This window comes from Haemophilus paracuniculus (assembly GCF_002015115.1).
GTDB lineage: Bacteria > Pseudomonadota > Gammaproteobacteria > Enterobacterales > Pasteurellaceae > Haemophilus_E > Haemophilus_E paracuniculus.
On record NZ_MUYA01000012.1, the window covers coordinates 49,360 to 60,521 of the forward strand.

Below are 11,162 nucleotides of genomic sequence, written 5' to 3' on the forward strand. Positions count from 1 at the left end.
ACGCTTTGGGCGTCCTTTGTTACATTACAAGCGGGGGGATTATGCGAATTTTATTGATTGAAGATGATAAGTTAATCGGCGAGGGCTTGAAAATTGGGCTGAGTAAGCAGAATTTTGTGGTGGATTGGTTCAACGATGGCAAGCTCGGTTTTGAGGCGTTGGCTTCCGCTGAATATGATGCGGTGGTGCTGGATTTAACCCTGCCGAAAATGGACGGGCTGGATATTCTCAAACAGTGGCGAAAAGCGAATCAAGATGTGCCTGTACTGATTTTAACCGCCCGTGATACCCTTGATGAACGCTTGCTCGGCTTTAATGCGGGGGCGGACGATTATCTCTGCAAGCCCTTTGCGTTGGCGGAAGTGGTGGTGCGGTTGCAAGCCCTGATTCGCCGCCGTTATCAGCAAAGTTCGAGTGAAATTGAGATCGGCGAGTTGAAAATCGATCTGAATAGCCGCAATGTTTCCCTTGCCGATCAGCCGATCACCCTCACCGCCAAAGAGTTTCAACTGTTGCAACTCTTTGTGCAGAACCGTGAGCGAGTGCTTTCTCGCACCTTTATCGAAGAAAAATTGTACAGTTGGGATAACGATGTGAGTAGCAATGCGTTGGAAGTGTATATTCACCATTTACGCAAAAAACTCGGTAGCCATTGGATCAAAACCGTGCACGGGGTCGGCTATAAATTAGGGAATAATAATGCTTAAATTCGGCAAAAATCGCAGTTTACGCTACCGCTTGATCGTCAGTTTGTCATCCATTACCCTGCTGATCGGGCTGATTTCTAGCCTCACGGGCTGGCTGATGTTACGCAAAGAGATCAATGATCTGTTTGATGCACAACAGATCTATTTTGCCGAACGGCTCGCCTCGTCAAACATTACCGAAGGCTTTCAAACCCTCAAAACATCAAGCAACGCCCCAACGCAAAATGTGGAAGATGACGCCATCGCCTTTGCGATTTTCGACCAAAACGGCACGCAGATTTTCCACGATGGGCGAGACGGGCGTTTTATTCCGTTCGCCCCGAAAAATGGCGGATTTAACCAACAAATTGTGCAAGAGGAAGATGATCGGGACGAATACCGCATTTATTGGTTGCAAGACGGCGATCTTTACATTGCGGTGGGGCAAGAGATTGAATATCGGCAGGAAGTGATCGGTAAGGCGGTGGTGTCGCAACTCGGCAGTTGGGCGGTGGGCTTTCCCCTCGTAATTTTGGCGATTTTGTGGTTTATTTACCGTGAATTTGCCCCGCTCAAACAGCTTGCTCGTCAGGTGAGTGAACGCAAACCCGATGAAACCACCCCGATTGTGAATCCTCGTTTGCCGAGCGAAATCCAACCCCTTGTAACCAGCCTTAACCACTATTTTGAGCGAACCCAAACGATGTTCAATCGGGAACGGCGGTTTACTTCCGATGCCGCCCACGAACTGCGTAGCCCGTTGGCTGGCTTGCGGGTGCAGGCGGAAATCGCTCAAATGGCCCAAGACGATCCCGAAACGCATCAGCGTGCCTTGAAAAACATTGAGGGCAGTATCGACCGCATTTCGCAACTGATTGAGCAACTGCTTACGCTTTCTCGTTTGGAAAACATCACCCAGCTCGATGAGCTGGAAAGCGTGAATTGGCAAAGCATTGCGGAATCCAACGTCAGCCAACTTTACGCCCTCGCCGAGCAGAAACAGAGCGATCTTTATCTCGACATCGAGAGCGAACCGCCACCGCAACAGGGCAAACCGCTGCTATTGAGTTTGGTGCTACGCAACTTGATCGAAAATGCGATTCACTACACCCCAAGCGGTAGCTTAATCAAAATTTTGCTGAAATCCGACCGCTTGATCGTGGAAGATAACGGCAACGGCGTGAGCGACAGCGACCTCGCCAAACTCGGGCAACCTTTTTACCGCCCTGTTGATCGCCCCACTGACAATGGGCAAGACGAAAAAGGCAGCGGTTTAGGCTTGTCGATTGTCAAACGGATTTTAGCGTTGCACCATTTCCAACTCAAACTCAGCCGCAGCGAATTGGGCGGTTTGAAAGCGGAAATTTTGTTCTAATCCTAAGCCTGCCTTTACTTTGTGCAGAATGGCAGGCTTTGCTATAATGCGAGCCTTGAAATTCACTCAAATAGCCTTATATTGTTGTCAATTTTTACCCTAGCCAAAAGGAACATTCAATGACAAACCAAACCGAACAAGAACAACTCAATCAAGAAATCGAACAGCCTACCGAACAAACCACCGCAACCGAAACCACTAGCGAAAATGTTGAGCCAACGGCAGAAGCTCAACCGCAAGAATCTGAACAAATCGACCCGCTTGTCGCGGCTCAAAATCGCATCGCCGAATTAGAAACTTACATCGCCGAAGCGGATAAACGTGAGCAAGATATTACCCTGCGAGCCAGAGCGGAAGTGGAAAACATCCGCCGCCGTGCTGAGCAGGATGTGGAAAAAGCCCACAAATTCGCCCTCGAAAAATTCGCCAAAGAGTTGCTCAATGTGGTGGATAATTTAGAACGTGGCTTAGAAGCCCTTGCCAATGCCGATGAAGCCCTTGTGAAAGGGGTGGAAATGACCCACAAAGAGCTTGTTTCCACCCTTGCCCGCTTTGGCGTGGAAGCCGTGGGCGTGGTGGGTGAAGCCTTTAACCCAGAACTGCATCAAGCGATTTCAATGCAACCGGCAGAGGGCGTTGAGCCAAACCACCTCTGCCAAGTGTTACAAAAAGGCTACACCTTGCAAGGTCGTGTAATTCGTCCTGCGATGGTAATGGTGGCGGCATAATCCGACCCCTTGCAAGCGGATAGTTCCCAGAAAATCCCCCCGTTGGGGGATTTTTATTTGCCCGTGATTTTCGGTACAATACCGCCCAACTTTTTTCACAAGGAAATTTTATGGTCGATTTAATTATTGTCGGGCTTATCGCCTTTTCAATTCTCGTCAGCCTTTGGCGGGGTTTTATCAGCGAAGTGTTGTCGTTCGGCGGTTGGGTGATCGCCTTTATCGTGGCGAGCCAATTCTATTCTTACCTCGCAGGCTATTTTGCCGTAATGGATAACCCTTACCTCAAATCGGAATTTGTCCGCAACGGCATTGCGGCAGCGATTTTATTCATCATCACTTTGATTGTGTGCAGCGTGATTACTGCCTTGCTGAACAAAATCCTCGACACCACAGGGCTTTCCACCACCGACCGTATTCTCGGCGGGGCGTTCGGGGCGTTGCGTGGTATTTTAATTGTGGCGGCGATTTTATTTTTCTTCGACACCTTTACCCAAGCCAGCCAGAGTGAACTTTGGAAACAGTCGCAACTGATTCCACATTTTGACTTTATCGTGAAATGGTTCTTCGAGCAGTTGCAAGCCAATTCGAGCTTTTTGAATAAATGATGAAAATCGTTTATATCGCCTTGGGTTCAAATTTAGCCAACCCTGTTGAACAGCTTAAACAAGCGGTCAGTTCCCTGCAAAAATTGGATGCGGGATTGCGGGTTAGTCCGTTTTACGGCAGTAAACCGCTCGGGCCGCAGGATCAGCCCGATTATGTGAATGCCGTAGTGGAAATTCGCACGGATCTACCCGCTTGCACCCTGTTAGATGAATTGCAACGGATCGAAAACGAGCAGGGGCGAGTGCGGTTACGCCGTTGGGGGGAACGCACCCTTGATTTGGATATTTTGCTTTACGGCGATGAACAAATTGAGACGGAACGGCTGACCGTTCCCCATTACGATATGCACAATCGGGAATTTGTGATTGTGCCTTTGTATGATCTCAACCCCGATCTGATTTTGCCAAACGGCACATCGCTGGCGACACTTTATCGGCAGTTTCAAGATCATCAAATGGTAACATTCTACTAAAAATTAAAATTCTTTAATCAGTAAAAGAACACTTAATTAAGAATGTCGAACGTAGGCAGTTGCGGATATTGAAAAATAAACCCCTGTTCCAACAACCGCTGTGGCACAAGCGATTGGTTATTCAGTAATAATTGCGAGCGTTCGCCGAGAAGTAATTTGAGGGCGAAAGCGGGGGCGTGGCAGAAGGCAGGGCGGTTGAGTTGGTGGGCGAGCAAGCGGTTAAATTCAGCGTTGGTAGCAGGGTGTGGGGCGGCAAGGTTGAAAGCCCCTTCGCATTGTGCGTTTTCAAGCAAAAATTCGACCGCTTGCAAGTAGTCGGCAAGAGCAATCCACGCCCAATGTTGTTCGCCTGAGCCTAATTTTCCGCCTAAGCCCCAGCGGTAAAGTGGCAACATTGCTTTTAATGCCCCGCCCGATTTGTCCATTACCAAGCCTGTTCGCAACAAGCAGACTCGGGTTTCGCTTGCCACTCGCAGGGCGGTTTGTTCCCATTCGTGGCAGAGTGAGGCGGCGAAGCCCGTACCACAAGCGGTTTGTTCATCGAAAAATTTTGCGGATTGGGGTAAATCGCCATAAAAGCCTGTGGCTGATCCTGAAAGGAAGACTTTCGGCGGATTATCACTTTTCTCAATCAGATCAGCGAGTTGTGCCGTGAGATCGATACGACTGGATCGCAAAATCGCTTTCTGTTTTGCCGTCCAACGTTTGGCAAAAATCGGTTCGCCCGCAAGGTTAATTACCGCGTCAAATTCATTTAAATTTTTGAATTGATTGAGATTTTGAATATAACGCACTTGATCACTGACGAGATTTTGGCGAGAGAGAATGGTGATTTGATCGCCTTTCGCTAACAATTTTTCGACCAAGGCTTTACCGATAAAACCCGTGCCGCCCGTGATTAAAATGCGTTTTGCCATTAGAGTGAAGTCTCAAAAAGTTCGTTGATGTTGAGGATCAGTTGATCCACGCTGGTTTGGCGAGTGGGGGTAATGAAAATGGTGTCGTCCCCTGCTATCGTACCTAAAATGCCTTCGCCTTTGCCCATTGAATCGAGCAGGCGGGCGATTAACTGTGCCGCCCCTGGGCTAGTGCGAATCACGATTAGGGCATCATTCGCATCAATGTCGATCACGAGGTTTTTCAAGGGGCTGGACGTGGTTGGCACGCTTAATTCCGCTGGCAGCTGATAAACCATTTCCATTTTGGTGTTGCGGGTGCGAACCGCCCCGAATTTGGACAACATTCTCGACACTTTCGATTGGTTGATATGCTCAAACCCCATTTCTTGCAGGGCGGAAACAATCTCACTTTGCGAGCTGAATTTTTCTTCTTTTAATAGAGATTTAAAGGCTTCCGTTAAAGTGTGTTCGTTTTTTAAATCGCTCATTGTTTTTCTATTCATTTTTCGTCAAAAATATGCAGGATTTTTGCTTTTTTATGCAGAAAAATCAATAAAAATCAAACTTTTGTTGAAAAAAGCAAAGAACCGCTAAAACAAGCGGTAAGATTTGCTATAATTTCGCCAGTTTTAATCTTATAAAGGAGCTAAATATGAAAGTTACTGTTCTTGGTGCGGCAGGTGGAATCGGTCAATCTCTCGCCTTATTGTTAAAAGTAGAATTGCCTGCTTTTACGGATCTTGCCCTCTATGATATTGCCCCAGTAACGCCAGGGGTGGCGGTGGATATTAGCCACATTCCAACCAGCGTGAAAGTGAAAGGTTATTGTGGCGAAGATCCGAGCGAAGCCTTAGCGGGTGCGGATCTTGTGATGATCTCGGCGGGTATCGCTCGCAAACCTGGAATGACCCGTGCGGATCTGTTCAACATCAATGCAGGTATCGTGCGTGATTTGGTGGCGAAAGCGGCGAAATATGCCCCGAATGCCTGTATCGGCATTATCACTAACCCTGTGAACACCCTTGTGGCGGTGGCAGCGGAAGAGTTGAAAAAAGCGGGCGTTTACGACAAACGCAAATTATTCGGCGTAACTACCCTTGATGTTATTCGTGCCAAAACCTTTGTGGCAGAATTGAAAGGCTTAGATGTATCAAAAGTGAAAGTGCCAGTGATCGGCGGACACTCAGGTCCGACAATCCTACCGTTACTCTCACAAGCCTACTTTGAAAATAAGAAAATTGAATTTAGCCAAGCGGAAATTGACTCTCTTACCCACCGCATCAAAAATGCTGGCACGGAAGTGGTGGAAGCCAAAGCTGGGGCAGGTTCGGCAACAATGTCAATGGCGGAATCTGGGGCGAGATTTGCCACCGCCGTGATTAAAGCCCTTGCAGGGGAAGACATCGTGCGTTACGCCTATGTTGAGGGCGATGAAAATGATGGCTACCCACGTTTTTTCGCACGCCCTGTGCGTTTCGGGCGTAACGGCATCGAGGCATTTTTACCTGTCGGCACATTGAGCGATTACGAACAAAAATTACTCGATGAAAGTTTGCCGATTTTGCACGAAGATATTGCCCTCGGTGAACAGTTTGTGCGTGAGGGTTGATTTTTCGCCCAATAAATCGCAAAATCCCCTCGTCTATTTTTGATGATAATAGGAGTTTATGATGAAAAAAGGTGCGTTATCAATGGTCGCGGTTGCGGTGGTTGCGTTATCGGGCTGTGTGAGACAAGGCGTTGCGGTGGCGGAAATGCCAGCCCAGCAAGCGGTCAAAAGCCCAGACACCTCGCTGGCGAGTTTGCAAGCGAATTTGCCGAAAGCCAATTCACAAACCTTGCCAAAAGAGGCTCGCATCGTTTGCCGTGATGGAAGTTATTCCACCCAAAACGATCCGAATGTCTGCTTAGGACGAGGCGGGGTCGCCTTTGAAAACAAATACTATTTTTCTGAATAGTTGATAGCAAGCGGTGGGAACGGTAAAATAATTTGCAATCCCACCGCTTGTTTTTTAAGGATTTTATGAACCAAATTATCAACGTTACTGAACAAAATTTCAGCGAAATTTGGAACGCCACGGCGGAAATGCCCGTGGTGTTTCATTTTATGTCGCCAACCGAAATGGCAAGCCTCGAAATGGACGCTTTGCTTCGCCGAATTTGGGACGAAACCCCAAATCAATTTTTACTTGCCACGGTGAATTGCCAAGAGCAACCGATGCTTGCCAGCCAATTCCGTATTCAAACGATTCCGACCCTCTATTTTTTCAAGGACGGACACCCAATCGATATGGTGCAAGGGGCGATCAGCGAGCCAGAAATGCGAGTTCGTCTCGCCAACATTTTGCCGAAAGAAGAAGAGCTGAAATTTAATCAAGCCCTCGAACATCTGCAAGATCAACGTTACGATCAAGCCCTGCCGTTGCTGAAATCGGCGTGGGAAATGAGCGACAAGAAAAACAGCGATTTCGCCTTGCTCTATGCGGAAACTTACATTGTGATGAAACAGGTTGAACCTGCCAAAGAGATTTTGAAACAGATTCCGATCCAAGATCGGGATAGTCGTTGGCACGGTTTGCAAGCCCAAATTGAATTGCTGGAACAGGCAAGCGAATCCCCTGAATTGCAACAGTTGCAAGCGGATTACGCCCAAAATCCAACCGCGGAAATTGCGATCCGCCTTGCCAACCAACTGCACCAAGCCCACAAAAATCAAGAGGCGTTGGATCTGCTGTTCGGCTGGCTACAAAAGGATCTCAATGTGGCAAATGGCGAACTCAAAACCCAATTTTTAGCCATTCTCTCGGCACTCGGCACCGATCCCCTCGTGCCAACTTTCAGACGCAAACTCTACTCACTTTTATATTAGGAACAAAAAATGACCACAAAACACGCAAAATTATTGATCTTAGGCTCAGGGCCAGCAGGCTACACCGCCGCCGTTTATGCTGCTCGTGCCAACCTCAACCCTGTGTTGGTTACGGGAATGCAGCAGGGCGGACAGCTTACCACCACCACCGAAATTGAAAACTGGCCAGGGGAATTTGGCGATATCACTGGTACGGAATTGATGAACAAAATGCAAAAGCACGCCGAAAAATTTAACACGGAAATCATCTTCGACCACATCAGCCAAGTCGATCTTTCCAAACGCCCATTCACCCTCAAAGGCGATATCAACACCTTTACCTGCGATGCGTTAATCATTGCGACAGGGGCTTCAGCGAAATATCTCGGCTTGCCGTCCGAAGAGGCTTACAAAGGGCGTGGCGTATCCGCTTGTGCCACCTGCGATGGCTTTTTCTACCGCAACAAACCCGTGGCGGTGATCGGCGGCGGTAACACAGCGGTGGAAGAGGCGTTATACCTCTCAAACGTGGCTTCGGTGGTGCATTTAATTCATCGCCGTGAAACCTTCCGCAGCGAGAAAATTTTGATCGACCGCCTAATGAAAAAAGTGGCTGAGGGCAAAATCGTGCTACACACCAACCGAGTGCTAGACGAAGTATTGGGCGACAATATGGGCGTAACGGGCGTGCGAATTAAATCCACCCAAGACGACACCGCAGAAGAACTCGCCCTTGACGGCGTTTTCGTGGCAATCGGACACGCCCCAAACACCGACATTTTCCAAGGGCAGCTCGAACTCAATAACGGCTACATTGTAGTCAAATCAGGCTTAGAGGGCAACGCCACCGCCACCAGCGTAGAAGGCGTATTCGCCGCCGGCGATGTAATGGATCACAACTACCGCCAAGCAATCACTTCCGCCGGCACAGGCTGTATGGCAGCCCTTGATGCGGAACGGTTTTTAGACGCACAGGGCTAATGCAAGGGGTAGGATTTTTGAAAATTTCGGTGCTCTCACCGTTGCTATCTCGTTTTAGGTTCGGCATTTATGTACGAAATTTTTTTAAAATTGATAGGCTAACTCAACATTTTTGGATAAAAAACGATGTCAATAAGTTTGATTTGTTTAAAATTTGTTCGATTAGGTGTAGTGATTTATTAGTATAATCAAGAAAAGATAATTTCCAGATTGATTTTTTTATCATTTCGGCTATCATTTCGCCGATTTGATTAATATCAAATTATAGTAGTATGATTTCTCAAGTTACTTTTGCTGAAAGGTTTTAGCCTGCCTATTTCTACTTATATGGTTATGGGTAATTCGCTTAGAATATTGTGGGATCATTAAGTGATTTTTCATTTTTAATGAAAGGATGAATTGTATGAACAAAGTGTTCAAAGTTATTTGGAATCACGCAACACAATCTTGGGTTGCAGTTTCGGAATTAACAAAGGCGAAAGGTAAGTCGTCTTCAAAAACAGACGAGAGAACATCGCCAACTAAAACATTATTGGCATTAAGTGTTGCAAGTGGAGCGATGTTAGGTGGTGTGGCAATGGCTGCTACCTCATCAAGCGGTACATTAGATGGTACGGCTTCTACAGGTGTTGCAGGTGCTATTGCATTAAGTGATTCTGCTGTAACTCTTGCTCAAGCAGGTGGAAGAGATTCAATTGCTATTGGCACAAACGCTACAGCACCAGCTTGGGATGCGATTGCCATTGGTGCAAACGCGACAGCAAAAGCAGCTCGTAACGTTGTTATTGGTGCAAATGCGGTTGTTGTGAAAAACAATGCAGAGTCTCAGCCAGCTAACACTGTTATTGGTTGGTCTGCTACGGATAGTGGTGGTAACGGTAATACCATTTTAGGTAGCCAAGCAACCACACATTTTGCTAACCGCAATTTTTCTACCTCGCAACAATTAGCATTAGGTAGTCGTGCTCAGGTATATGGAGACCAAGCACTTGCTATTGGTTCTGATACTTTAACCGGCGGTAACTCATCTATCGCGATCGGTGGTGATGATATCAATAAAGCTTGGGATAAAATGATGGCAGCTATCCCAGAATTGCAATTTGTCGGACGAAGTAACGTAAAGGGGTATGCTCAAGCTAGAGGCTATAGTAGCGATATGACAGCCCTTATTGCTACAGGGCGATATCCAAATACGGCTTCAGTGGGAGATGCTTCTGTTGCTATCGGTCCTCAATCTCAAGCAGCTGGAGTTGCGGCTAATGCTTTAGGGACTAACGCCCTTGCTTTTGGAGATAGCTCATTAGCAATGGGTACGTTAACTCGTGCGTATGGTAATAATACGCTTGCAATCGGTACTGTTGCAATAGCTGGATCGATTGATAGAAATAATGTTGCGGGTGATGATGCAATGGCTATCGGTCACTATGCTTTGGCAAGTGCAGCAAACTCTACAGCCTTAGGTACTCGTGCTCATGCGCGTGGCTATGAATCACTTACTCTTGGTACAAACAGTAACGTAACGGGTAACTACTCTGTTGCACTAGGTCCAAATATCCTTACTGTACCTACTATCAACTCCGTTGTATTAGGTAATGGTTCAACTGCCGTAGTTGGCACGACAGGTGCATCCCACGCTGTTAAATATGTTGCGAATGCAACCGTACGTAATTCAAACGGCGAAACTATCACTTATGGCGAATGGGGCTTTAAGGGTCAGCCACAGACAGAAGGGCAATACGTAAGTATTGGTGAAGTGGACAATGAACGTCAGCTCAAAAACGTTGCAGCAGGTCATATTGATGCGAACTCGACAGACGGCATCAACGGTTCACAGCTTTATGCGGTAATGGCGAAGTTAGAAACTGGTTTTGTGGTATCTAACAACACTGCAAATCTCTCGAACCATATTACACCAAACAAAGTCGTTAACTTTAACAATGGCACAGGTACTATTGCACTTGCGGAAAACTGGAATGCGACAGATGGTAGCATTGCAGGTGTGAACGTTACTTTTGATGTTAAAAAATCACCATTAACATTATCAGACGGCTCAAACACTACCGTAACTGGTGCAACTAATAACACGACACCAGCAGGTACTGTAAATGTGCCAGCAGATGATGATTCTTTTGCAACGGCTTCAGATGTTGCGAAGATGATTAACGGATCATTCTGGAAAGTAAACTCAACCACCGCTGGTGGCGAGAACACTTATACGCCGAATACTTCAAGCGAAATTTCAGCGGGTGATGAACTGTTTATCAATGCAGGTAAAAATATCAACATTACAGGCGCTGGTAATGTATTGAACATTTCAACTGTTGATACTCCAACCTTTACTAACTTAACGGTTGGTAATGCAAGCAACCCGATCACGATTGGTACGGATGCAAATGGTAATAACACCATTTCAAACTTAACAAGTACTTTGCCGAAGACACAGACAGAAGATGTTAAAACGGGTGATGCAGTGACAACTCCGCACACAACGGAGCAAGCTCGTCCGAACATTACATCAGATCAAGAATCACAAGCGGCGACTTTAGGTGATGTTTTAAATGCAGGTT

At 46.9% G+C, this 11,162-nt stretch carries 12 protein-coding genes; 10 read left to right on the top strand and 2 right to left on the bottom strand.

What is annotated here, in order from left to right; genetic code table 11:
* Positions 1-41: 41 nt before the first annotated feature.
* The 5 genes from B0187_RS08445 to folK all read left to right on the top strand — a co-directional run bounded on the left by B0187_RS08445 (position 42) and on the right by folK (position 3,867).
* Positions 42-707, top strand: a complete 666-nt coding sequence (locus tag B0187_RS08445; RefSeq protein WP_078237429.1) for a response regulator — start codon at positions 42-44, stop codon at positions 705-707.
* Positions 700-2,061, top strand: a complete 1,362-nt coding sequence (locus tag B0187_RS08450; RefSeq protein ID WP_078237430.1) for an ATP-binding protein — start codon at positions 700-702, stop codon at positions 2,059-2,061. The genes B0187_RS08445 and B0187_RS08450 overlap by 8 nt, the downstream gene beginning before the upstream one ends.
* A gap of 119 nt (positions 2,062-2,180) precedes the next feature.
* The gene (gene grpE / locus B0187_RS08455; protein ID WP_078237431.1) at positions 2,181-2,789 is read left to right on the top strand and encodes a nucleotide exchange factor GrpE; all 609 of its coding nucleotides are present in this window, start codon (positions 2,181-2,183) and stop codon (positions 2,787-2,789) included.
* A gap of 110 nt (positions 2,790-2,899) precedes the next feature.
* A complete protein-coding gene (locus tag B0187_RS08460; RefSeq protein ID WP_078237432.1) occupies positions 2,900-3,394 on the top strand; it encodes a CvpA family protein in 495 nt (164 codons plus the stop codon).
* Positions 3,394-3,867: a 2-amino-4-hydroxy-6-hydroxymethyldihydropteridine diphosphokinase gene (gene folK / locus B0187_RS08465; protein ID WP_078237433.1), complete on the top strand. Its 474-nt coding sequence runs from the start codon at positions 3,394-3,396 to the stop codon at positions 3,865-3,867. The genes B0187_RS08460 and folK overlap by 1 nt, the downstream gene beginning before the upstream one ends.
* A gap of 32 nt (positions 3,868-3,899) precedes the next feature.
* On the opposite strand, the gene B0187_RS08470 is transcribed toward folK, so the two are convergent.
* The gene (locus B0187_RS08470; RefSeq protein WP_078237434.1) at positions 3,900-4,784 is read right to left on the bottom strand and encodes a TIGR01777 family oxidoreductase; all 885 of its coding nucleotides are present in this window, start codon (positions 4,782-4,784) and stop codon (positions 3,900-3,902) included.
* Positions 4,784-5,254: a transcriptional regulator ArgR gene (gene argR / locus B0187_RS08475; protein WP_078237435.1), complete on the bottom strand. Its 471-nt coding sequence runs from the start codon at positions 5,252-5,254 to the stop codon at positions 4,784-4,786. The genes B0187_RS08470 and argR overlap by 1 nt, the downstream gene beginning before the upstream one ends.
* Before the next feature lie 164 nt (positions 5,255-5,418).
* Between argR and mdh the strand changes: the two genes are divergently transcribed.
* The 5 genes from mdh to B0187_RS08500 all read left to right on the top strand — a co-directional run.
* Complete coding sequence (gene mdh, locus B0187_RS08480) at positions 5,419-6,375, top strand: malate dehydrogenase (RefSeq protein ID WP_078237436.1); 957 nt, start codon at positions 5,419-5,421, stop codon at positions 6,373-6,375.
* A 58-nt stretch (positions 6,376-6,433) separates the two neighbouring features.
* A complete protein-coding gene (locus tag B0187_RS08485) occupies positions 6,434-6,724 on the top strand; it encodes a hypothetical protein (protein WP_143413772.1) in 291 nt (96 codons plus the stop codon).
* Between the two features lie 65 nt (positions 6,725-6,789).
* Entirely contained in the window at positions 6,790-7,635 is an 846-nt protein-coding gene (locus tag B0187_RS08490) for a co-chaperone YbbN (RefSeq protein WP_078237438.1), read from the top strand.
* A gap of 9 nt (positions 7,636-7,644) precedes the next feature.
* Positions 7,645-8,595 carry a thioredoxin-disulfide reductase gene (trxB, locus tag B0187_RS08495; RefSeq protein WP_078237439.1) on the top strand — a complete coding sequence of 317 codons (951 nt, stop codon included), beginning with the start codon at positions 7,645-7,647 and terminating at the stop codon, positions 8,593-8,595.
* 403 nt (positions 8,596-8,998) lie between these two features.
* The coding region (locus B0187_RS08500) for an ESPR domain-containing protein (protein WP_281247608.1) at positions 8,999-11,162 on the top strand (2,164 nt) is incomplete at its 3' end.

What these genes read in the sequence shown, in the direction of transcription:
- B0187_RS08445 (WP_078237429.1), top strand. Translation starts at nt 42, where the DNA reads ATGCGAATTTTATTGATTGAAGATGATAAGTTAATCGGCGAGGGCTTG.
- B0187_RS08450 (WP_078237430.1), top strand. Translation starts at nt 700, where the DNA reads ATGCTTAAATTCGGCAAAAATCGCAGTTTACGCTACCGCTTGATCGTC.
- grpE (WP_078237431.1), top strand. Translation starts at nt 2,181, where the DNA reads ATGACAAACCAAACCGAACAAGAACAACTCAATCAAGAAATCGAACAG.
- B0187_RS08460 (WP_078237432.1), top strand. Translation starts at nt 2,900, where the DNA reads ATGGTCGATTTAATTATTGTCGGGCTTATCGCCTTTTCAATTCTCGTC.
- folK (WP_078237433.1), top strand. Translation starts at nt 3,394, where the DNA reads ATGAAAATCGTTTATATCGCCTTGGGTTCAAATTTAGCCAACCCTGTT.
- B0187_RS08470 (WP_078237434.1), bottom strand. Translation starts at nt 4,784, where the DNA reads ATGGCAAAACGCATTTTAATCACGGGCGGCACGGGTTTTATCGGTAAA.
- argR (WP_078237435.1), bottom strand. Translation starts at nt 5,254, where the DNA reads ATGAGCGATTTAAAAAACGAACACACTTTAACGGAAGCCTTTAAATCT.
- mdh (WP_078237436.1), top strand. Translation starts at nt 5,419, where the DNA reads ATGAAAGTTACTGTTCTTGGTGCGGCAGGTGGAATCGGTCAATCTCTC.
- B0187_RS08485 (WP_143413772.1), top strand. Translation starts at nt 6,434, where the DNA reads ATGATGAAAAAAGGTGCGTTATCAATGGTCGCGGTTGCGGTGGTTGCG.
- B0187_RS08490 (WP_078237438.1), top strand. Translation starts at nt 6,790, where the DNA reads ATGAACCAAATTATCAACGTTACTGAACAAAATTTCAGCGAAATTTGG.
- trxB (WP_078237439.1), top strand. Translation starts at nt 7,645, where the DNA reads ATGACCACAAAACACGCAAAATTATTGATCTTAGGCTCAGGGCCAGCA.